Genomic DNA, 22,244 nt, shown 5'->3' on the forward strand with positions numbered 1-22,244 from the left:
TCACGGCGCGCCACTTTGCCGAACGGCCCCTACGGGAACGCCGCGGGTATCACGGGGATGGACCGGGTCAGCGGAGCGAGCCGCCGAGATAGCGCTCGGCCAGCTCGCAGGTGCCCTCGGTGTAACCGGAGCCCAGCTCGGTGGCGATGTCCGCGCCGGTATGGGTACCGATCCAGGCGACCAGCAGCAGGCGGCGGAACATGACGAACGTCCAGATCTCCGCCTCGTCCTCGGCCGAAAGGTCCAGGACGGTCCGATAACCCCGCACCCACGCGTCGACCAGTTCGGGAACCTCGGGGAGGTGCTCGATGAAGCTGACCGCCGCGGCCAGGTCGTAGAGGTGCCAGCCGAAGCCGCAGTCGTCGAAGTCGATGACGCTGGGCGGTCCCTCACCCGCCACGAGCAGGTTCGCGGAACGCAGGTCGGCGTGGATCAGGCCGTAGCGCTCCGGCCCCCGGCCGAAGCGGTGGAGCCGCTCGCGCAGTTCCTTGTCCAGCCGCCCCAGCACGGTCCGCGCCTCGGCCCCCACGCCCAGGCCGTCCTGCCAGCGGCCCCATCGCGCCCCGGCACCGAGGGCCGCCTCGTAGTCCCAGTGAAAGCGGGTGAACCACTCGGGCCGTGACCAGTGGCGCGCGTGCCGGTGCATCCGCGCCGTGAGCGCGCCGAGCCGCTCGAAACCGGGCACCGGGTTCTCCAGGGACGGCTCGGCACCGGGCAGCAACTCGAACATGACGCACTCTCGGGGCTCCGCGCCGGGGACGGTCAGCACCCGGGAACCGCCGGGAGCCTGGAGCACCCGGGGGGTGCGGATCCCCTCCTGCTCGCGGAGCGCCTCCAGCCAGGCCAGCTCGGACAGGATCGCCGGGATGGAGTGGTAGCCGAGGCGGTGCACCCGCAGGATGGAGCGCCTCTCCGTGGCCGGGTCGTCCACCCGGTAGGTGGCGTTCTCCGACACGTTGATCAGCGTGACCTCGGCGTCGGGCAGGCCGTGGATCCGCGCCGCCGCACGTGCCACGTCATGCGCACGGGCCAGCACGCCGCCTCCGGCGGACAGGTCGTGGGCCCGCATCGGTTCCTCCAGCTCGGTCGCACAGGGCGCCAGATCCTATCCGAGATCCGACATCGCCTGCCCGGCTGCGCGGTCCAGGTCGCCCCGGTCCTGGTCACGTACGACGTGCCTCGTCGAAGGCCCGGGGCCGGGAAACCTGATGCGGATCTTGGACTCCCGCTGTGGAAGGCGCTCCCAGTCATCCATGAGGGTCGCCTGAAGGCCGCATCCGGCGGCCAGGTCGAGCAGGGTCTCGGTCCGGTAGTAGAAGGTCTCGCCCAGGACCTGGTGCTCCCTGCCCTCGGTGCGCTCGAAGGTGAAGTCGAACCAGCCCCCCGGCCGCACGATCCGGCCGACGTTTTGCAGGCACTCCTCGATCACGTGCGGTGGGGAGTGGGAGAAGACGCCGTGGGCGTGGACGACGTCGAACGCCCCGCCGGGCAGCGCGGCGAAGCGCAGGTCGGCGACCGGCAGAAGATGGGGGAGTTTGTCGCGCAGGTCGTAGGTGACCAGGGTCTCCTGGGCGGCGATCAGGATCTCCGGGGAGATGTCGAGACCGTAGTAGTTTCCGGTGTCGAGGTAGCCGATGAACAGGCGCCCGGCCCGCAGGTTGCCGCAGCCGATCTCCAGCATGCGGTGCTCGGGTTTCAGACCGTGCCGCACCAGATAGTCGAACTGCGCCTTCCCCAGGGCGACCCAGCGCCGGTAGGACCTACTGCCCACAGCCCCGCGAGGACTGCGCGCGGTCTCGGACCTCATGACGGCCCGGTAGTAGGCGACGTGGTCGCGGGTGCTCAGGCGCAGCCACGTGTTCCTGGTCACCCGTCGCAGGTGCCGGGGGACTCTTCCCGGATGGCCGAGGGCGTACCTGAGCCGGTGAACGATGCGCGTGCGGCTGTGACCGTGCATGTCTCTCCCCACGTCTGGACGACACCTCGATATCCCACCGGTGACGAGATCGTAGCCTGAAGTAAGATGAACGTCACTCTTGGTAAGCATCGTCGGAATGTCGCCTCGTGGTCTCTCCCATCTCACCGGGCGACGGTCCCGGCCCGCGCCGGTCCTCCGGAAGGCTCACGCAAGCGTCGGATCGTTATGACACCTCGGATCGCCCGACCGGCGACGCCCGCACACCCGGCGGTCGGAGCCGGCGGTCTTCGAAACGGTGAGGAGCCCGGTGAACCTGGAACTCGCGCTGCGCATGTGTGAGGCCGCGGTGCGGCAGGCCGTGCGGGAGGGGGCGCTCATCTCGGTCGCGGTGGTCGACGCGGGCGGGCATCTGGTGGCGTTCCAGCGGATGGACGGCGCGCGGATCTCCGGCCCCGTCCTCGCCCCCGGCAAGGCCCACACCGCGGTGGCCCACCACATGCCGACCGCCGACCTCGCGCCGCTGGTCCTGCCTGGAGGCGAACTGCACGGCCTGGCCGGCGACCGGTACGTGTGCCTCGGCGGCGGCATCCCGCTCGGGGAGCCCGGCAACGGCCGCGGGGTGGTGGGCGCGGTCGGCGTCAGCGGCGGCACCATCGGCCAGGACGTGGCATGCGCCGAGGCCGCCGCCGCCCTCTGGGAAGGGTCATAGCGGGATATGGTCGGAGACCTCCCTCAGCGGCGGCCAGTGCTCCCGCGCCCGAGGTTGACCGGGAAATCCCCGCCGGATGTCAGGCACCGGCCGTGGTAAGGCTCCGGTCGATCTCGGCGCGGGTGGGCATCGAGCTGCTGGCACCCGCGCGCTGGACGGACAGGCCCGCCGCCGCGGTGGCGAAGCGGACGGCCCGGTCGGCGGGCTGCTCCTCGACGTGGGCCGCAGCGAGGGCGCCCACGAAGGTGTCGCCCGCGGCCGTGGTGTCCACCGCGTTCACCCTGGGCGCCTCGACCCACACGGCGGCCTCGTCGCCGGCGGAAGTGAGCGCGCCGCGCGCCCCCAGGGTGATGATCACCCAGCCGACCGTGCCCCTCAGCTCCTCCAGGGCGCGCTCGTGGTCAGCCTGACCGGTGATCGCGACGGCCTCGTGCTCGTTGGCCACCAGGATGTCCACCGCCTCCAGCAGCTCAGCGGGCAGGGGCTGGACGGGCGCGGGGGTGAGGACCACCGTGGTCCCGGCGGCGCGCGCGGCCCTGGCCGCGGCGGTGACCGCCTCGATGGGCAGCTCCAGCTGCAGCAGGAGCACGTCGGAGCGGGAGATGACCTCGATCTCGGCCTCGGTGGGGGCGGTCACGGTCCCGTTGGCACCGGGAACCACGATGATCGAGTTGCCGCCGCCGCCGTCCACCACGATCTGGGCGATGCCCGAGGGGCCGGGGACCGTGCGCAGCTCCGTCACGTCGACGCCCGCCTCGGCGAGCGTCCTGCGCATCTCGGTCCCGAAGTCGTCGTCACCCACGGCCCCGAGGAAGGCCACCTTGGCACCCGCCCGCGCGGCGGCGATGGCCTGGTTGGCGCCCTTACCGCCGGGAACCGTGCTGAAGGCGCGACCGGTCACGGTCTCGCCGAGCGCGGGTACGACATCGACATAGGCCACCAGGTCCATGTTGACACTGCCGAACACCGAGATCATGATTCCTCCGCCCCCAGGGCCAGCGTACGGCGGGCCAGCTCATCCAGGCCGATGCCGTCGAACCCGCTGATGCTACTCGACAGCCGGTTCCTCAACGACCACCCCTCCGGGATTCCCGACGCGCCGCACAGCGCGCCGACGATCGAGCCCACGGTCGCCCCCGCCGAATCGGTGTCCCAGCCGCCCGCCACGGCGCCGGCGATCGAGGCGGTGAAGTCACCCCGGCCGTGGACCAGTGCCGCCGTGATCAGTGCGGCGTTGTTGATCGTGTGGACCCAGTGCAGCTCCCCGTGGCGTGCGTGGAGCCGGTCGACGACCCGTTCGAAGTCCGGTTCCCGGCGCGCGTCCTCGGCGGCCTGCCGTACGGCGGCGGCCAGGCGGGAGTCCGGCGGGATCACGGCGAGTCCGGCGGCGACCACCTCCTCGGCGGAGGAGGCCGTCAGCGCCGTGGCGCACATCGCCGCCACGAACATGGAACCGTAGATCCCGTTGGCGGTGTGGCTGAGCCGCGCGTCGCGCCAGGCGAACTCCGCGGCCGTGGCCGGATCGCCGGGGTTGGCCCAGCCGTAGACGTCGGCCCTGATCAGCGCACCGATCCACTCCCGGAACGGGTTGCGGAAGGTCGCCGTGGAGAGAGCCCGCGGGTCGTGGGAGGCGGGCGGTTCCAGGCCGGCCAGCAGGTTGCGGTAGGCGGCGCGCTCGGCGGTGAAGACCCGGCCGCCGGGCAGCTCGTCCAGCCAGAGCCGCGCGACGTCGTCGGTGCTGAACCCCCGGCCGTGCCGCTCCAGCAGGGCCAGGGCGAGCAGCGCGAAGTTGAGGTCGTCGTCCTCGGGGACGCCGTCGATGTTCTCGGCGAGGCTGTTGACGGCGCTGCGACGGTTCCACGGCCAGCGCCGGCCGATCTCGGCGGGAAGCCCCCTGGCGGTGAACCATCCCCGGATCGGCCAGTTCCCTGTCGCCTCGGCGATCGCCCTGATCCCCTCCCGGGGGATCTTCTCCACCGGCTTGCCCAGCACGCAGCCCGCCGCCCGGCCGAGCCACGCGCCGAGCATCCGGTCCATGACCGGTGTGCCCGAGGTGGCCGTGCCCCTTTGTGACGGCCACCTCGGGCAGGCTTTGACGATCTCGGCCAGAGTGGAGGGCTCGGCGAGCGGGGACGGGATCGCGGCCAGCTCGTCGAGCAGGTCCTCGGCCAGGCGGCGCAGCCGTACCGGAGGGGCCTCTGGCGAGGCTCCCGCCCGGGCCGGGGCGTCGTGTCCTCCCGCGGCCTGCCAGCGCGCGGCGATCTCCGTCACCTCGCGGCCGTCCTCGGCGGCCTGGCGCAGCTCGTGGCCGACCAGGTCCTCCGGCTGCACCCAGGTCAGCCTGATCATCCGGCGTCCCCGGCGAGGGCGGCGAAGGCGGACTCGTGGGCGCGGCGGCGTTCCAGGTCCGCGCCGTGGATGCGGCGGGCGACGCGGGCCAGGCTCAGGCCGGGGGTGAGAAGGTCGATGCGGCTGGCGGTGGAGATCTGCTCCACCCAGTCGGCCGGGACGGCCTCGCGCCCGCCGAGGGCTCCGGCGATGGCGCCGCCCATGGAGGCGATGGAGTCGGCGTCGCGGCCGTAGTTGACGCCACCGAGGACGGTGTCGCGGTAGTCGCCCTTGGCGATCAGCAGGAAGGCCAGGGCGAGTGGGAGTTCCTCGATGCTGTGCAGGCGGCTCGGGCGGCGGGCACCGAGACCCTGGTCACGGTAGGTGTCGGCGACCGTGTCGTAGGGCTTCATGGCGGCGCGCAGCGTCTCGAAGGAGCCGTCCCAGTGGCCGAGGCCGCGGGCCACCGAACACACCGCGTCGATGGCCGCCTTGGTACCGTCCCGTGCCAGCCGCAGGCAGGCGGCGACCACCGAGTCAGGCGTCGCACCCGGACGCATGGCCTCGGCCACCGCGGCGGCGAGCACCCCGGCCGCCTCCCGGCCGTAACTGGACTGGTGGGCGCCGGCAAGCTCGATCGCCTCGGCGTAGGCGGCGTCGGGGTCGGCGGCGTTCACCACGCCGACCGGTGCCATGTACATCGCGGCACCGCAGTTGACGATGTTGCCCACACCTGCCTCACGCGGGTCCGCATGACCGTAGTGCAGCCGCAGCACCAGCCACTTCTCCGCCAGGAAGACCCGCTGCAGTAGCAGCGTCTCGGCCTCCAGTTCCGGGATCCAGCGCTTCTCCCCCATCATCTCCGGTACCAGGTGCTCGGCCGCCGCGTAGGCGTCCAGGTGGCCCCCGACCCGCTCGTAGACCCGGATCAGCGCGTGGGTCATCAGGGTGTCGTCGGTGATGTGGCCGTCACCCTTGTGGTAGGGCGCGATGGGGCGGGCGTTCCGCCAGTCCTCGAAGTACGGCGGGACCAGGCCCTCGACGTACCCGCCGTAACGCTCGTGGATCTGTTCGGGCGTCCAGCCCTCGGTGGCGCCGCCGAGGGCGTCGCCGACCGCGGCACCCGCCACGCATCCCACGGCCTTGTCCTCAAGCGTGCCCTCGCCCGTACTCGCCGGGGTGCCCTCCCTGCCCGCTGTACTCATCCGATCCGTCCCCTCGCGATATCCAGTAGATCGATTCCCGCCAGTTCGGGTAGGCAGCAACCCGTCAGGGTGGTGCTCCACCCTCGCGGCAGCGCGTCGTGGCCGGTGAACGCGCCGGTCAGCGCGCCGGTCAGCGCGGGCGCGGAGTCCGCCGCGGCGGCCAGGCAGGCGGCGGCCGGTACGGCGGTGCGTATCGAGCCGCCTGAGACCTCCGCCAGCGCGAGAGCCACCGGGAGCGTCTCGGCGGCGGCTACCCCGTAGCTGTAGACGTGGTCGAACAGCGCCGCGTCCAGCGCGGGCACCGCCGCGAACGGATCGCCCGCCTCACGCGCGACCGCGAGCGCGGTGCGGGTCGCGCGGCCGATGACGGTGTCATCGGGAAGCGCCTCCAACGCGGCCCGCACGGCTTCGCCCATCGGACCGCCATCCACCAGGACGCCGATCGCCCGCGCCATCGCGACGGCTCCGAGCACGCCGTCACCGGCGTTGGTGACCTGGGCGTCGGCCGTGGGGTCCAGCCCGGCGGCCCCGAAGGCGACCGCCCGCACGGTCGCGGCGTCGTCGAAGAAGTGCGGGTTGTCGTGCCCGCTGACGGGAGGGCCAAGGCCGCGCGCGAGGTTGTCCAGCGCGGTCCGCACCGAGATCCGCGCCCTGACGTCGTCCCTGCCGGTCAGACCGGCGAACGCCTCCGCGCGGTCCTCGTCGATGGTGAGCACGGTCCAGGCGAGCCATTCGGCGTCGTCGGACGGCCCCATCACCAGCGGCGCGACCGGCTGGTTGAGCGCGAACGGCACCGGCAGAGTGGTCACCCGATGCTCCTCGGCGAAGGCGTCGAGCTCGCGGTGGAGGCGTCTGCTCCACGGTGCGTGCACCCCCGCCCGGTGCCGTGACGACGGCCATCCCGCCGCGTCGCCCATCGCCAGACCGGCGAACGCCCCCAGGATCCTGTCCCCCGACATCATCGCCCTACCTCCCTTCCACGAGCTGATCGGCCACGTCGAGTACGTGCCGTCCCGCGGTCACCGGCAGGCAGCGCCCTTCGACCGGGCCGATCTGCCGTGCCCACCGCTCCGGCACCGCCGCCTCGCCGCGTCCCGCCCCGGCGAGGGCGCCGGCGATGGCCGCGGTGGTGTCGGCGTCCCGTCCCAGATTCGCCGCGATCACCACGGACTCCTCGACCTCTCCCTCGCCCATCAGGTAGGCGGCGAAGGCGAGGGCGACGGCTTCGGGAGCCAGGTCCGTCCACGGGTAGTGCCGGACCACGACCGCCTCGTGCAGCCGCCCGGCGACGTCGCCGGATCCGGGGCCGAGGGCCTCGCGGGCGCGGTTGACGCTGCGGGCGGTCCACGAGTCCTCGGGGATCACGCCGAGGCCGGCCGTGACCGCCTCGTCCGGGGAGGCGCCCGACATCGCGGCGGCCACCGCCCCGGCGACCGCTCGGCCGCCGAGGATGCCCTCCCCCGCGTTGCTCACGCTGCCGTCGACCTCCACCAGACGGGCGGCCTCGCCGGGGTCACCCGCGGCGAAGATCCCGTACGGTGCGGCGCGCATGGCCAGGCCGTCCGACCAGCCGTGGCGGTGCCACTGGCCGGTCAGCGGCGGCCGCAGTCCCTGCCGGAGTGCCTGGATGGCGCCGAGCTCGGAGAAGCCCGCACCCTTCATCGGTCCGTCGATCAGCGGGATGATCTCCTGCTGGTAGGCCTGGACGACGTCCTGGGAGGTCAGCGCGTGCCCGTGCCGGATGAGCAGGGAGGCCGCGAAGACGGTGTACTCGGTGTCGTCGGTGCCGCCGCCGTCGATCTCGGTCAGCCTCCCCCAGCGGGCGGCGATCTGTTCGGGCGAGAGGTTCTCCGCCGGCCGCCCGAGGGCGTCGCCGGCCGCGAGGCCGAGCAGACATCCCCGGGCGCGCCCCCGATGTGTCAACGTCACTGGTTGTACCGCTCCAGCACCTTGTTGCCCTCGTCGACCAGCTTCTTCGCCGTCTCGTCGAGGGTGATCTTGTTGGCGAAGTACTGCTGCAGGGCCGGCGTGGCCACCTTGCTCTTCCACTCGTCGAAGCCGTTGACCTTCAGGAACGGCGCGACCACGAGGTTCTTGGCCGATGCGGTCGCCACGTTCCAGCCGTTCTCCTCGGTCGTCATGGCGGGGTCGCCCGCGGCCTTGACAGAGGTCGGCAACAGCCAGTCGCCCTTGGCGAGCTTGACCTGGTTGGAGCCGTTGAGGAAGAAGGAGATGAACTTCAGCGACTGCTCGGGATACTTGCTGTCCGCGGCGACCGACAGCGTCTGCGAGACGGCGCCCTGCTCGGCGGTGACACCCTTCAGCGGCGGGATGGTGATCCACTCGAAGCCGTCCGGCGCCTGCTCCACGACCTGCTGGCGCAGGTAGACACCAGCGGGCAGCATCGCGTACTTGCCGGCGTAGAAACCGGGCAGCGGCTCGGCGGAGCCCATGCCGAGCGCGGACGGGTCGGCGGACCTGTCCTTGTGGAGCTGGTCGTGGATGCGCTGGAGCACCTCGCGCTCCTCGGCGCCCACCTTCACCGTCGTCTTGCCGCCGGCATCGGTCTGGAAGAAGGTGCCGCCGAAGTTCAGGGCGAGGTTGAGCACCTTGTTGACCGGCGACTTCATCGGCCAGGCGACACCGTAGGCGTCGCCCTTGGTGAGCTTCTTGGAGATCTCGGCGAACTCGTCCCATGTCCACGGACTGTCCGGGGCCGGGATCCGCACGCCGGCCTTGTCGAGCAGCTTCTTGTTTCCGATGATGACCTGCGACTCCTGCAGGAACGGCACGCCGTACACGCCCTCCCCGCCCTTGCCGTCGCCGAAGGTGACGGTGTCCCAGGCGCTCTGCGGGATGTCGCCCTTCAGCTCGGCCGGAACCTTGTCCTTGAGGTCCAGCAGGTAGCCGCGGTTGGCGAAGCCGGCCAGGGCCGGGGAGTCGTCATGGATGACGTCCGGGGGGTCGCCCGCCTCGAAGGAGGTGACGAGCTGGTCGTTGACGTTGTTCCAGCTTCCCTGGATGTACTCGACCTGGATCTTGGGGTTGGCCTTGTTCCACTCGGCGACCAGCTCCTTGTTCGCGGCGATCGACTCCTTCTGCCAGGCGAGGCTCTGGAATTTGATCGTCACCGGCTCATCGGGGGCGGCCGCGGGCGATTCCGAACCGCATCCGGCGGCCAGAACGAGGAGGCCTGCGGCCAGCACGACCCTCATGCGCATATGACTTCTCCTATCGGGGGGTGGGGCTATCCCTTGACGGCCCCGGCCATCAGGCCGGACTTCAGCCGGCGCTGGATGAACGCGAAGAACACCAGGCTCGGGATCGTCGCCAGAAGCGAGGCTGCGGCGAGCGGCCCGAGGCGCACGACCCCCTCCGCGCCGGTGAACTTCACCAGCGTCAGCGGCAGGGTCGCCACATCCGGGTCCTTGAGGACGATCAAGGCGAACAGGAACTCGTTCCAGGAGGAGATGAACGAGAACAGCAGGGTCGCGACCACACCGGGGGCCAGCAGCGGGGCGACGACGCTCAGCAGCGACCGCACCCGCCCGGCCCCGTCCACCGCGGCGGCCTCCTCCAGCTCACGCGGTACGGCACGCACATATCCCTGGAGCATCCACAGCGCGAACGGCAGCGTGAAGGTGACGTGCACAACGGTCAGGCCGGGCAGCGTGTTCACCAGGTCCAGCCTGCGCAGCACCATGAACAGCGGGATGATGATCAGGATGAACGGGAAGACCTGGCTGACCAGCACCCATCCGATCGCGATCCGGTTGACCAGCGAGCGGTAGCGGGCCAGCGCGTAGGCGGCGGGCAGCGCCAGGATCACGGTGAGCACCGCGCTGACCACCGCGACGACGAGGCTGCGCACCCCGCTGCCGACCAGGTCCTGCTCGGCGAAGGCGTCGGCGAAGTTGGTCGGCGTCGGTGAGCGCGGGATCCACGCCGGGTCCAGGCTCGCCATCTCCTGCGGCGTCTTCAGTGCCGTGGACAGCAGCCAGACCAGCGGGAACGCCAGGAAGACGATGTAACCGGCCAGGGCCAGATAACGCAACGCCTTGCCCATGTCAGCTCGCCTCCCGCATCTGCCGCCAGAGGTAGGCGCCCAGCACGGCCAGCACGACGATCACGATCGCCACGCCCAGGGTGGCCGCGTAGCCGAAGAAGCCGTACCGGAAGGCCTCCTCGTAGGCGAACAGCATGGGCAGGCGGGTCTGGCCTCCCGGGCCGCCCTGCGTGAGAACGTAGATCAGCCCGAACTGGTTGATGTTCCAGACGAAGTCCAGTGAGGTGATGGCCACGATGACCGGGCGGAGCTGGGGCAGCGTGATGTTCCAGAACCTGCGCCAGACACCCGCGCCGTCCACCTCGACCGCCTCGTACAGCTCCTTGGGAACGCCCTGCAGCCCGGCCAGCAGCACCACCGTGGTCTGCGGCATGCCGGTCCAGATCCCGACGACGATCACCGCGGGCAGCGCGATGGAGAAGTCGTTGAGCCAGTCGATCTCGGTGCCCAGCATGCCGTTGAGGATCCCGGCGTCCGGATGGTAGACCAGCCGCCACATCAGCCCGATGACCACCGGCGGCATCGCCCACGGCACCATGGCCAGCACCCGGGCGAACCCCCGGAACCGCAGATCCTGGTTGAGCAGCAGGGCCAGCCCCAGCGAGGCCAGGAACTGCAGCACCGTCACCGAGACCGCCCAGATCATCCCGATCCGGAACGACGCCCAGAAGTCCCCGTCGGAGAGCAGGTCTCCGAAGTTCGACAGCCCGACGAACGAGGTGACCGAGTTGCGCCCGGAGCGCGCGTCGGTGAACGCCAGGAAGATCCCGTAGAGCAGCGGCCCCACGCTGAACACCAGCACGGGCACCAGCGCGGGCAGCATCAGCAGCAGCGCCTCACGCCCCTGCCGCCCGCCCTTCCGGGGTTTCCTCGGGCTCGCCGTCCCGACCGGCCGGTCGGCGGTGAGGGTCACGGCGTCTCCTCTCCCGTGGTCGAGGCCCTGACCACCAGGCGGGGCGGCACGGTGACCACTCTGGGCTCCCGCTCGCCGTTGCCCAGCCGGTCCAGAAGCAGTTCCGCCGCCGCCCTGCCCCGCTCGGCCGAGCCGAGGGAGACGCTGGTCAGGGCGGGCCAGGCGGCCGCGGCCATGTCGATGTCGTCCATGCCGGCCACCGCCACGTCCTCGGGCACCCGGCGGCCGGTCCGGCGCAGGACCTCCAGGGCGCCGAGCGCGATCAGATCGTTGGCGCACATGATCGCGTCCAGGTCGGGTGCCCTGGCCAGCAACCGGCTCACCGCGGCCGCGCCCTCGGCGCGGTAGAAGTCACCGATCTCCACCAGGTTCTCGTCATACGGCAGGCCGAGGGCGCTGAGCGCCTCGGCGTAGGCCGTGGACCGGGCCGAACCGGGGACCGTGTCCAGCGGGCCGTTGACGAACCCGATCCGGCGGCGTCCCAGGGAGTGGAGGTGGTCCAGCGCCAGCCGTACGCCGGTGCGGGAGTCGGTGCGGATGTTGTCCACCCGCGTGCCGTCCGGCACCGAGCCGATGATGACGACCGGGGCGCGGGCAGCCTCGATGGCCTTCAGATGCGCCTCACTCACCCTGAGCGGGATCATGATCAGCCCGTCCACGTAGCGCTCGCCGAGGCTGCGGAGCACGTCGATCTCGTCGGCGACGTCCGCGTCCGTGGAGTGCAGCACGAGACGGTATCCGGCGGCCTTCAGCACCGGCTGGATCTCACGGATCATCGCCAGGTAGACCGGGTTGCCGATGTCCGCCATCGCGAAGGCCACCTGGTTGGTCCGGCGCGACTTCAGCGACCGGGCCACCGAGTTGGGGACGTACCCCAGTTCCTCAGCCGCGCTGAGCACCCGGCGCACGGTGTTCTCACGGGTCGGCAAACCGTTGAGGACACGGGAGACCGAGGCGATCGAGACGCCCGCCCGCTCCGCGATCGTGGTGATCGTCGGCCCGTCGCTCACAGAGACCACGCCTTTCTGTAAACGATTACGATGATCTTGACGACTTACTGAAAACGTTTACGGAATTAGAGGAATGTAACTCGCGCGCAACAGAGGGCGTCAAGTCACGATCAAGTAACAGCACGCACGGTGGACGGCGGCCCGGCTGTCGCGGCGTTCCAGCCTGCGGGCAGGGGACAGCGGCACCACCTGGCCGGCGGATACGTCCCGACGCTCCCGGACGTCCCCGGAAGTTCCGGTGGCGTGGCTCGTCGCCAACGGATATCCGGAACGGACGAACTGACCGTCGTCCGATGGCAGGTGGCCGGGCCCGAGTCGTGGGCGACGGTCACGAGCCGTGCCCGCTCGCGTGCCCGGAGCCTGTCGAGCGGGCATCCGACGTGACCGTACCGACGCCGAGGTGCGCCGGGCGGGACCGGCGAGGTCAGGAACGCAGGTAGGCCAGGACCGCGAGGACGCGGCGATGCTGGTCGCCGTCCTCGGCGTACAGGCCGAGTTTGGCGAAGATACTGCGGATGTGCTTCTCCACGGCCCCGTCGCTGATCACCAGCTGACGGCCGATGGCGGGGTTGGATCTGCCCTCGGCCATCAGGCCGAGCACCTCGCGCTCGCGCGGGGTGAGCTGGGCGAGGGGGTCGTCACGGCGGCGCCGCACCATCAGCTGTGCCACCACCTGGGGGTCGAAGACCGTGCCGCCGGACGCGACGGTGCGCAGGCTCGCCATGAAGTCGTCCACATCCACGACGCGGTCCTTGAGCAGGTATCCCACCGCGCCCCTGGCGTCGGCGAGCAGGTCGTCGGCATAGGAGACCTCCACGTACTGGGACAGGATCAGCACCGGCGCGCCCGGCACCCTCCGGCGCGCCTCCACCGCCGCCCGCAGCCCCTCGTCCGTGAAGCCGGGCGGCATCCGCACGTCCACCACCGAGACGTCGGGCCGGTGCTCGGCGACGGCGGCCACCAGCCGGTCGCCGTCCCCCACCGCGGCGACCACCTGGCAGCCGAACTCCTCCAGGAGCCTGATCAGGCCCTCCCTGATGAGCACCGCGTCATCGGCCACGACTACCCGCACGGAACCTCCGCCACTATGACCGTCGGCCCGCCGACGGGTGAATCGACCACCAGCTCGCCGTCTACCGCCTTCAGACGGTCACCGAGACCGGACAGGCCATGCCCCTTGGCGACATGTGCGCCGCCGACCCCATCATCCCCGATTGTCAGCATCAGGAAGCCACCCGTCCTGGTCAGCGTCACGGTGCAGATCGTGGCGTGGCTGTGCTTGGCGACGTTGGTGAGGGCTTCCGCGACGACGAAGTAGACGCTGTTCTCCACGGCGGCGGGGAATCGTCCCTCCACCTGGACATCCAGCTCGACGGGGACGGTGCAGCGCCCGGCGAGCGCGGCGAGCGCGGGGGCCAGGCCGCGGTCGCTGAGGATCGGAGGGGCGATGCCGCGCGAGAGGGCACGCAGCTCGTCCAGCGTCTCGCGGGTGGAGGTGATGGCCTGGCCGAGCATCTGCTCGACTCCCGCCGGATCGCGCCTGATCTGGCGCTGTGCCCGTGACAGGTCCATGGCCAGGGAGACCAGGCGCTGCTGCGGCCCGTCATGGATGTCACGCTCCAGCCGGCGCAGCGCGTTGGCCTCGGCCGACACCGCGGCGGCCCGGCCCTCGGCCAGGTCGTCGATGCGATCGTGCAGCTCGGCCACCCCGGTCAGCATGGCCCTGCCGAGCCCGGCCTGGATGAGCGCGGCACCCCGCACGACCGGCGAGAGAGTGATCGCGAACAGCACGCCGATGACGGTGTTGATCAGCACCTCGACCCAGAGAGCGCCGCCCAGGCCGAGGAGCGGGCCGAGCCCGCCGTCGTTGCCGGGGATGGCGTAGACGATCCACCCGTAGAGCGGGTAGGTGAGGCCGAGGATCGTCCCGGCCCACCAGACCACCGCGAACACGAAGGTGACGATGGAGATCGGGAAGGCCACGACGCCGTAGAGCAGGTCGAGCCAGGACTGGCCGTTGGTGAGCGGGTTGATCATCCTGCGGAACCATCCGGCGTCCTGCGGGGCGGGCCGGTACCTCGGCCTGGCGACGGACCGGCCGAGCACCTCGGGCAGCCAGCGCCGCTCGATGTCCGCGAAGCCCCGGGCGACCAGGAGCGTCGTCGCGAGGATGGGCAGGCCCACGAACGTGATGGCCGAACCCGCCCCCGCGGCGAAACCGGCCACCATGAGGGCGAACCAGATGACCGAGAGAGGGAATCCCACGACCAGGTAGCGGGTGTCGGTGCCGATGCGGCGGAGGAGGGTTCTCATGTCGTCAACGTTATGAGGCCGGACCACCGCGGACGACCCTGCACACCCGTTTGTCGGGGTGGGGCCAGCACTACCTTCAGCGGTGGGGGAATCCGGCGAGAAGACTGATGCGTACGTCACTGCGCCGCGGCGGTCCCGGCGGGAGGCTTTTCACACAGCCTTTCCTGAGGTTTTCGCTCCCCCTCCCTGAGAATCGAGACCCCTTTGACCGCCGTGATCCCCAGCCCGGCAACGCGTCCGACAGCCCGCACAGCACCGGTGCCCGCCGGTCGCGACCCGTTCATCGACGTGCTCCGCGTGTTCGGCATGGCCCTGGTGGTGCTCCAGCACTGGAGCATGCCGGTGCTCTCCTTCGCCGACGGCCGGATCACCACCGGCAACGCGCTGGCCACCGGGAACGGCTGGATGATCACGTGGATCAGTCAGGTGATGCCGCTGGTCTTCTTCGCCGGGGGCGCGGCGGGCGCGATCAGCAGGCGCGCCGCCGTACGGCGCGGTGACGCCACTCCCGCCTGGCTGGCGACGCGCCTGCGCCGCCTGGCCTGGCCGGTGGTGCCACTGGCGGCGGTCTGGTTGCCCCTCCCCCATCTGCTCCTGACGCTCGGCGTGCCGGAGCAGCCGGTCATGACCGCCTCACGGCTGGCCGGACAGCTTCTCTGGTTCCTGGTGATCTATCTTGTCGCGGTGGCGCTGACCCCGCCGATGCTCAGGCTCAACATGGCGTACGGCTGGCGGGTGCCGGCCGCGCTGGCGGCGGGGGCGGTGGCGGTGGATCTCCTGCGCTTCACCAGCGGCCTGGAGGTGGCAGGCCTCCCCAACATCGTGCTGATCTGGCTGGCGGTGCACCAGCTCGGCTTCCTGTACGCCGACGGGCGGCTGAGCCGCCCCTGGATCCTGGCGCTGGCCGGGTACGGTCTGGCCGCGGCGCTGGTGACCTTCGGCCCCTACCCGCTCAGCATGATCGGGATGCCGGGTGCCGCCGTCTCCAACATGGCACCGCCCACGCTCGCGCTGCTCTCGGTCGGGGTCGGCCAGATCGGACTGGCGCTGGCGCTGCGCCGCTGGATCGTCTCATTCGCGGAGTGGCCCGGGGTGTCGAGGGCGCTCGGCTGGGCCGGCGGCCGGATGATGACCCTCTATCTGTGGCACATGAGCGCGCTGTTCGTCATCGTCTCGATGGTCGTGGTGGGCCTGGGAGTCTCCACCCCCGAGCCGGGCACCCCGGCCTGGGTCTCCGGCTGGCCGCACTGGCTGCTCATGCTCACCCTGGCGATGTGGCCGCTGCTACGGGGGCTCGCGCGGTTCGAGACGCCCCCCTCGGGCAGGCCGTACACCGGGGGGATGGCCAGGATCGTCGTGGCCATCGTGCTGGTGGGACTGGGGCTGCTCACGCTCACCGCGATCGGCTTCGTCCCGGGGACGGCTCCCCTGCTCGGGGCGGGCGCGATCGTGGCGGGCCTGGCGCTCACCGGCCCGTCCTTTCGCACCTCACCCGCCTCACGGGCGGGCGTTCCCGGGCCGCGTCCGGCCTCGGATCACCCGCGGCACGTCTGACGGCTCCGGCGCTCCAGCCGACACCAAGTCCTTTTAGTAGCCGTTTACGCCAAAAAAAGTGATCATAACTACACAATGTTACATATTTTACACGAAATGTAATGCCATCCATTGCCGCAGCCGGTTCGACCACCACAAGTTCTTCGGCAGTATTGGACTGTGAGCCTTGTAGACCGCCTGCCAGAAGAGATCGACGCCGATCCCGATGCCATCTTCGACGCCTTCGTCGAATGGAACTCCGAGCGAGGGCTGACCCTCTACCCCGCGCAGGAGGAGGCGCTGATCGAGGTGGTCTCGGGAAACAACCTGATCCTGGCCACCCCAACCGGCTCGGGCAAGAGCCTGGTCGCCGCCGGAGCCCACTTCACCGCGCTGACCAAGGACGTCCGCACCTTCTACACCGCCCCGATCAAGGCACTGGTGTCCGAGAAGTTCTTCGACCTGTGCGAGGTCTTCGGCACCGAGAACGTCGGGATGATGACCGGCGACGCGAGCGTGAACCCCGGGGCGCCGATCATCTGCTGCACCGCGGAGATCCTCGCCAACGTCGCGCTGCGCGACGGCGCCCAGGCCGACATCGGCCAGGTGGTGATGGACGAGTTCCACTTCTACTCCGAGCCCGACCGCGGCTGGGCCTGGCAGGTGCCACTCCTGGAGCTGCCGAACGTTCAGTTCATCCTGATGTCGGCGACACTGGGCGACGTCACCAGGTTCGAGGAGGACCTCACCCGGCGAACCGGCAGGCCCACCGCGGTGGTGAAGAACACCGAGCGCCCGGTCCCGCTGGTCTACTCCTACCGGATGACCCCCCTCCACGAGACGCTGGAGGAGATGCTCACCACCAACCAGTACCCGGTCTACGTCGTCCACTTCACCCAGGCCTCGGCCATGGAGCGGGCACAGGCGCTGATGAGCATCAACATGTCGACCAAGGCCGAGAAGGAGGCGATCGCCTCCATGATCGGCAACTTCCGGTTCACCACCCGGTTCGGCAAGGCGCTCTCCCGCCTGGTGCGGCACGGCATCGGCGTACACCACGCCGGGATGCTCCCGAAGTACCGCCGCCTGGTGGAGCGGCTCGCCCAGGCGGGCCTGCTGAAGGTCATCTGCGGCACCGACACGCTCGGCGTCGGCGTCAACGTCCCGATCAGGACCGTGCTCTTCACCGCGCTGTCGAAGTACGACGGCAACAAGGTGCGGCGGCTGCGTGCCCGAGAGTTCCATCAGATCGCCGGGCGGGCCGGGCGGGCCGGATTCGACACCATCGGCTACGTCGTCTGCCAGGCCCCCGACCACGTGGTGGAGAACGAGAAGGCACTGGCCAAGATCGGCGACGACCCCAAGAGGCGGCGCGGGTTCGCCCGCAAGAAGCCCCCGGAGGGCTTCGTGGGCTGGAGCGAGGAGACCTTCGAGAAGCTGCAGAGCGCCGAACCGGAGCCGCTGAACTCCCGGTTCAAGGTCAGCAACGCCATGCTCCTCGCGGTGATCAACCGGCCCGGCGACTGCTACGCGGCCATGCGCCACCTGCTCACCGACAACCACGAGGACCGCAAGTGGCAGCGGCGGCACATCAGCCAGGCCATCGCGATCTACCGGTCACTGCTGGCCGGCGGCGTGGTGGAGAAGCTGGACGAGCCCGACGAGCACGGCCGGATGGCCCGCCTGACCGTTGACCTGCAGGAGGACTTCGCGCTGAACCAGGCGCTCTCCACCTTCGCGCTGGCCACCCTCGAACTGCTCGACATCGAGGCGCCGAACTACGCCCTGGACATGGTCTCGATCATCGAATCGATTCTCGACGACCCCCGCCAGATCCTGTCCGCGCAGCTCAACAAGGCGCGCGGCGAGGCGGTGGCGCAGATGAAGGCCGACGGCATCGAGTACGAGGAGCGGATGGAACTCCTCAACGAAGTGACCTATCCGATGCCGCTGGCCGACCTGCTGCTGGGCGCGTACGAGACCTACCGGCGCGGCCACCCCTGGGTGGGCGACTACACGGTGAGTCCCAAGAGCGTCATCCGCGACATGTACGAGCGGGCGATGACCTTCGCCGACTACGTGCAGTTCTACGAGCTGACCCGGTCCGAGGGCACGGTCCTTCGCTATCTCGCCGACGCCTACCGCACCCTGTCGCGGACCATCCCCGAGCACCTCAAGACCGAGGACCTGGTCGACCTCATCGAGTGGCTCGGCGAACTGGTCCGGCAGGTCGACTCCAGCCTCCTGGACGAGTGGGAGCAGCTGCAGAATCCGACCGGGGAGCTGGAGGCGCCCTCCCTGGAGGAGAGCACCAAGCCGGTCACCGCCAACACCCGCGCGTTCCGCGTGCTGGTCCGCAACGCGATGTTCCGCCTGATCGAGCTGGCCGCTCTGGAGAACGAGCAGGAGCTGGAGCAACTGGCCCCCGACGTCGACTGGGGCGCCGCGCTCGACGCCTACTACGCCGACCACGAGGAGATCGGCACCGGCCCGGACGCCCGGGGCCCCGGCCTGCTCCGCATCGAGGAGGAGAAGGAGTTCTGGCGGGTCCGCCAGGTCGTCTCCGACCCGGCCGGCGACGGCGACTGGGGCATCGACGCCCAGGTCGACCTGGCCGCCTCCGACGAGGAGGGCCGCGCCGTGGTCCACGTCATCGGCCTGAACCGCCTCTGACGACCTCCGGGCGGAGAGGGCGGGGAGGCCGGCGCCATCCGCAGGAACTCCTCCGGGCTCGCTCCCGGCTGTCCATGGCGCGGAAACCGACAAGAATGGCGGGATGAGCGACGAAGCGATCAGGCAGGTGCTCGGCCTGCTCTACCAGGAGGACACTCTGCGGGTGCTGGCGACTCTGGCACTGGGCGGCAAGCCCGAGGAGGAGTCCGGCCTCGACGGGGAGGCGGTCAGGCGCGCGCTGGACCGCCTGGAACGCGGCAGGCTCGCCGTGCGGAGTGAGGGCGGCGAGTGGCAGGTGCGGCGCGAGCGGTTCCGCGAGCTGCTGCACACCACGGCCAAGCCCGCGCCCCCGGTCTCTCCCGAGGAGAAGGTGCTGCGCTCCTTCCTCGTCGAGGGGCGGCTGCGGGCGATCCCCAGCAAGCGGGACAAGCAGTTGGTCGTGCTCGACTACGTGGCCCAGGTCTTCGAGCCGGGGACCCGCTACCCGGAGAAGGAGGTCAACGTCGCGCTGCGCGCCTTCCACGACGACTACGCGGCGCTGCGCCGTTACCTGGTCGACGAGGGCATGCTCAGCAGGGAGAACAACGTCTACTGGCGCAGCGGCGGCTCCGTCGAGGCCTGAATCAGCCGTAGTACTTCCTCGCGCCGTCGTGCAGGGGCACCGGCTCGGTCTTCCGCGCGTTGTCGCGGCTGATCTCCCTGGCCACGGGGTGGATCTTCTCCAGCTCCGCTCTGCGCTCGAAGAGCAGCCTCGTCAGGCTCTCCACCAGGGCGGGGTCCATCTTCTCGTGCACCACGAGCAGGTTGGGCACCGAGATGGTCGACACGTCCGAGGGGGTGTCGTAGACGTCCTTGGCGATCGTGCCCGGGGCGTACGCCGAGCCGTGCTCGGCGCGCATCGCGGGCAGCACCCCGTCCAGCGGCACGAAGGCGACCTGGCCCCTGAGCGAGGTCAGCAGATCGGTGATGCCCGGTGTCGGCAGGCCGCCCGACCAGACCAGGGCGTCGAGGTCGCCGTCCTTGAGCGCCTGCACGCTCTCCGGCAGTCCCAGCGACTGGCGGGTGACGTCCTCCTCCGGGTCGAGACCGGCCGCCTTCAGCAGGCGTAGCGCGATCACCTCGGTGCCGGAGTTGGGCGAGCCGGTGGAGACCCGCTTGCCCCTGAGTTCGGCGACGGACTTCACGCCGGAGCCGGTGGTGGCGACCACCTGCGTGTGGTTGTCGTAAAGGCGGGCGACGGCGCGGATCGGCTGGGGCGTGGTGAAGGCGCCCTTGCCCGTGACGGCGTCGGCGGCGGAGTCGGCCAGGGTGAAGGCGATGTCGGAGTCGCCCCTGACGACCCGCTGGATGTTCTCCACCGAGGCGCCGGTCGCCTCGGCCGTGGCCTGATAGCCGGGGATGTTCTTGCCGATCTGGTCGGCCAGGCCCCCGCCGAGGACGTAGTAGACGCCCGTGGTGTTGCCGGTGGCGATCGACAGCCTCTTGCCCACGGCCTGGTCGGCCGACCTGTCTCCGCCACAGCCGGCCAGGAACAGCAGCCCCGCCGCCAGCAGGACGGCGGTCCCGCGTCTGACTGTCAATGCTCTGCCTCTCGTTCGCGTGTCACCAGATGGAGGGAGACGACCACGATCAGGACCACCGCTCCGGCGAGCGCGGGCAGGGGCGACAGGAACAGCAGCAGGATCGCCGCCACCGCGCACAGCGCCCGCTCGACCGGCCCCGCCGGACCGAGCAGCCGCCCGCCGGTGGCGGCGGCCAGCGCGGCGACCGCCACCGCCGAGACCGTCGTGGCCGCCAGGATCTCCCCGAACGTGCCCTGGGCCAGCAGCCCGGCCCCGCCAGGGGTCAGCACGAAGGCGAAAGGCACCAGGAACGCGGGAAGGGTGTACTTCCAGGTGGTCATCATGGTCCGGTAGGCGTTGCCCCCGGTGATGGCCGAGGCCGCGAAGGCCGACAGCGCCGTGGGCGGACTGACCTCCGACAGCACCGCGTAGTAGAAGATGAACATGTATGCCTCGGCCTGGCTGACACCGAGATCCGTCAGCGCGGGTCCGATGACGACCGCGGCGATGACGAACGACGCGGTCACCGGCACCGCCAGACCGAGCACGAGCACCGCGACCGCGCACAGCAGCGCGGTGACGGCGAGGATCCCGCCCGAGGCGCCGACGATCAGGGAACTCGCCTTGAGGCCCAGCCCGGTGAGCGTGACGACGGCGACGATCAGCCCGGCGGCGGCGCAGGTCGCCGCGACCGGCAGCACCCCGGTCGCCCCCGCGGCCAGAGCCCTCGCCGCCCTGCCGGGGGTCAGGGCGTGCTCGGAGTCGAGGAAGGAGAGCGCCAGGGCGAGCAGCGTGGCGTACACCACGGCGCGGAACGGCGACTGGCCGAGCGCCATCAGGACGACGATCACGAACAGCGAGCTGAAGTGGTAACCGAACCGCCTGACCAGTGGCCAGAGGCTCGGCGCGTCCACCTCGACCGCCCGCGTCCCGTACCTGCGGGCGTCCATCTCGATGGCCAGGAAGATGCCCAGGTAGTACAGGAGGGTGGGAATGGTGGCGTAGAGCAGCACCGTCAGGTAGCTCACGCGCATGTACTCGGCGATGATGAACGCCGCGGCGCCGAGAGTCGGGGGCGACAGGATCGCTCCGATGCCCGCCGCCGCGAGCACTCCCCCACCCTGCTCGGGCGGGTATCCGGCCCGGCGCAGAATCGGCCAGGCGACGCTGCCCACGCTCACCGTCGTCGCGACGCCGGAACCGCTGACCGTGCCGAGCAGGAAACCGGCGAGGGTGACCGTGCGGCCCGGCGCCGAGCGCGAGCGGCGGAAGGCGGCCAGTGAGACGTCCACGAAGAACTTTCCCGCCCCGGAGTGGTCGAGGACGGCGCCGTAGACGGTGAACAGGATGATGTAGGTGGCCGCCACGTCGAGCGGCACGCCGTACACGCCGTCGGTGCCCATCACGAACGAGACGACGATCCGGTCGATGTCGTAGCCGCGGTGCCCGACGACCCAGTCGAAGGGCAGGTAGCCGCCGTAGTAGGCGTAGGCGGCGAACCCGACGCAGACCGCGGGCAGTATCCAGCCGACGGTGCGCCGACAGGCCTCGAGCACCAGCAGGACGATGACCGCCCCGGCCACCACGTCGAGGGTCGTCGGCTCGAAGGCGCGCCGGATGAAGTCGTCGAAGACCGCCAGCGGGTAGAGGCAGACCACGAGCGCCAGCGCGGCGAGCGCCCAGTCGCCGGCGCCCGGCCGGTCGGTGCCCCGCCGCCCCGGCTTGTAACAGACGAAGGTGAGCGGCAGCACGACCGCGAGGAAGAGCATCCGGTACGGGAGAACGGGGCCGGGCCGGAACGCGCGGTAAAGGACGTACAGCGACAGGCCGAGGGCGACCAGCGTGACGGCCTGCGCCACCCGGCCGGAAAGCCGCCGGGCGGGCCGTTCCGCGTCGAACTCCGCGATCAACTCATCCGCTGATGTGGTGCTCGTCAACCGTCGTCTCCACGTGTGAGCCGCGATATTCGACTGCAGGTTACCGAGAAGGTTGACTCTCATCTGTCAGAACGGGT

General features: G+C 70.7%; 19 protein-coding genes. 4 read left to right on the plus strand and 15 right to left on the minus strand.

Translation table 11 applies throughout. The annotated features are described in order from the left end of the window. Positions 1–67: 67 nt before the first annotated feature. Both ABT130_RS27250 and ABT130_RS27255 read right to left on the minus strand, forming a co-directional pair. Entirely contained in the window at positions 68–1,069 is a 1,002-nt protein-coding gene (locus ABT130_RS27250; protein WP_350959893.1) for a phosphotransferase enzyme family protein, read from the minus strand. 36 nt (positions 1,070–1,105) lie between these two features. Then, positions 1,106–1,957, minus strand: coding sequence for a class I SAM-dependent DNA methyltransferase (locus tag ABT130_RS27255; protein WP_350919759.1), 852 nt, complete (start codon positions 1,955–1,957; stop codon positions 1,106–1,108). 268 nt (positions 1,958–2,225) lie between these two features. Here ABT130_RS27255 and ABT130_RS27260 point away from each other — a divergent pair, with 268 nt between their 5' ends. Further along, positions 2,226–2,627, plus strand: a complete 402-nt coding sequence (locus ABT130_RS27260) for a GlcG/HbpS family heme-binding protein (RefSeq protein ID WP_350959895.1) — start codon at positions 2,226–2,228, stop codon at positions 2,625–2,627. A gap of 79 nt (positions 2,628–2,706) precedes the next feature. Here the strand turns inward: ABT130_RS27260 and rbsK are convergent, their stop codons facing one another. The 11 genes from rbsK to ABT130_RS27315 form a co-directional block, all read right to left on the minus strand. Then, positions 2,707–3,603: a ribokinase gene (gene rbsK / locus ABT130_RS27265; RefSeq protein WP_350959897.1), complete on the minus strand. Its 897-nt coding sequence runs from the start codon at positions 3,601–3,603 to the stop codon at positions 2,707–2,709. Further along, on the minus strand, positions 3,600–4,976 hold the full coding sequence (locus tag ABT130_RS27270) for an ADP-ribosylglycohydrolase family protein (protein WP_350959899.1): 1,377 nt from the start codon (positions 4,974–4,976) through the stop codon (positions 3,600–3,602). Before ABT130_RS27270 ends, rbsK begins: the two co-directional genes overlap by 4 nt. Then, on the minus strand, positions 4,973–6,160 hold the full coding sequence (locus tag ABT130_RS27275) for an ADP-ribosylglycohydrolase family protein (protein WP_350959901.1): 1,188 nt from the start codon (positions 6,158–6,160) through the stop codon (positions 4,973–4,975). Before ABT130_RS27275 ends, ABT130_RS27270 begins: the two co-directional genes overlap by 4 nt. Continuing rightward, positions 6,157–7,122, minus strand: coding sequence for an ADP-ribosylglycohydrolase family protein (locus ABT130_RS27280; protein ID WP_350959904.1), 966 nt, complete (start codon positions 7,120–7,122; stop codon positions 6,157–6,159). Before ABT130_RS27280 ends, ABT130_RS27275 begins: the two co-directional genes overlap by 4 nt. A gap of 4 nt (positions 7,123–7,126) precedes the next feature. Next, entirely contained in the window at positions 7,127–8,089 is a 963-nt protein-coding gene (locus ABT130_RS27285) for an ADP-ribosylglycohydrolase family protein (protein ID WP_350919777.1), read from the minus strand. Further along, a complete protein-coding gene (locus ABT130_RS27290; RefSeq protein WP_350919780.1) occupies positions 8,086–9,381 on the minus strand; it encodes an ABC transporter substrate-binding protein in 1,296 nt (431 codons plus the stop codon). Before ABT130_RS27290 ends, ABT130_RS27285 begins: the two co-directional genes overlap by 4 nt. Positions 9,382–9,407: 26 nt before the next feature. Next, complete coding sequence (locus ABT130_RS27295) at positions 9,408–10,226, minus strand: carbohydrate ABC transporter permease (protein WP_350959906.1); 819 nt, start codon at positions 10,224–10,226, stop codon at positions 9,408–9,410. Between the two features lies 1 nt (position 10,227). Then, on the minus strand, positions 10,228–11,139 hold the full coding sequence (locus ABT130_RS27300; protein WP_350919785.1) for a carbohydrate ABC transporter permease: 912 nt from the start codon (positions 11,137–11,139) through the stop codon (positions 10,228–10,230). After that, positions 11,136–12,149, minus strand: a complete 1,014-nt coding sequence (locus ABT130_RS27305; protein ID WP_350959909.1) for a LacI family DNA-binding transcriptional regulator — start codon at positions 12,147–12,149, stop codon at positions 11,136–11,138. Before ABT130_RS27305 ends, ABT130_RS27300 begins: the two co-directional genes overlap by 4 nt. A 424-nt stretch (positions 12,150–12,573) precedes the next feature. Continuing rightward, a complete protein-coding gene (locus ABT130_RS27310; RefSeq protein ID WP_350919790.1) occupies positions 12,574–13,221 on the minus strand; it encodes a response regulator in 648 nt (215 codons plus the stop codon). Beyond that, positions 13,212–14,462, minus strand: a complete 1,251-nt coding sequence (locus tag ABT130_RS27315; RefSeq protein ID WP_350959912.1) for a sensor histidine kinase — start codon at positions 14,460–14,462, stop codon at positions 13,212–13,214. The genes ABT130_RS27310 and ABT130_RS27315 overlap by 10 nt, the downstream gene beginning before the upstream one ends. A 258-nt stretch (positions 14,463–14,720) precedes the next feature. Between ABT130_RS27315 and ABT130_RS27320 the strand changes: the two genes are divergently transcribed. The 3 genes from ABT130_RS27320 (at position 14,721) to ABT130_RS27330 (ending at position 19,290) form a co-directional block, all read left to right on the plus strand. After that, positions 14,721–16,016, plus strand: a complete 1,296-nt coding sequence (locus tag ABT130_RS27320; protein WP_350959915.1) for an acyltransferase family protein — start codon at positions 14,721–14,723, stop codon at positions 16,014–16,016. 159 nt (positions 16,017–16,175) lie between these two features. Further along, complete coding sequence (locus ABT130_RS27325) at positions 16,176–18,668, plus strand: DEAD/DEAH box helicase (RefSeq protein WP_350959917.1); 2,493 nt, start codon at positions 16,176–16,178, stop codon at positions 18,666–18,668. A gap of 103 nt (positions 18,669–18,771) precedes the next feature. Continuing rightward, on the plus strand, positions 18,772–19,290 hold the full coding sequence (locus tag ABT130_RS27330; RefSeq protein ID WP_350959920.1) for a DUF2087 domain-containing protein: 519 nt from the start codon (positions 18,772–18,774) through the stop codon (positions 19,288–19,290). Position 19,291: 1 nt separating this feature from the next. On the opposite strand, the gene ABT130_RS27335 is transcribed toward ABT130_RS27330, so the two are convergent. Together ABT130_RS27335 and ABT130_RS27340 are read right to left on the minus strand one after the other, a co-directional pair. Next, positions 19,292–20,248, minus strand: coding sequence for a TAXI family TRAP transporter solute-binding subunit (locus ABT130_RS27335; RefSeq protein ID WP_350959923.1), 957 nt, complete (start codon positions 20,246–20,248; stop codon positions 19,292–19,294). Continuing rightward, on the minus strand, positions 20,245–22,167 hold the full coding sequence (locus tag ABT130_RS27340; RefSeq protein WP_350959925.1) for a TRAP transporter permease: 1,923 nt from the start codon (positions 22,165–22,167) through the stop codon (positions 20,245–20,247). Before ABT130_RS27340 ends, ABT130_RS27335 begins: the two co-directional genes overlap by 4 nt. Positions 22,168–22,244: the final 77 nt, after the last annotated feature.

The organism is Streptosporangium sp. NPDC001681 (assembly GCF_040298085.1).
Taxonomy (GTDB): domain Bacteria; phylum Actinomycetota; class Actinomycetes; order Streptosporangiales; family Streptosporangiaceae; genus Streptosporangium.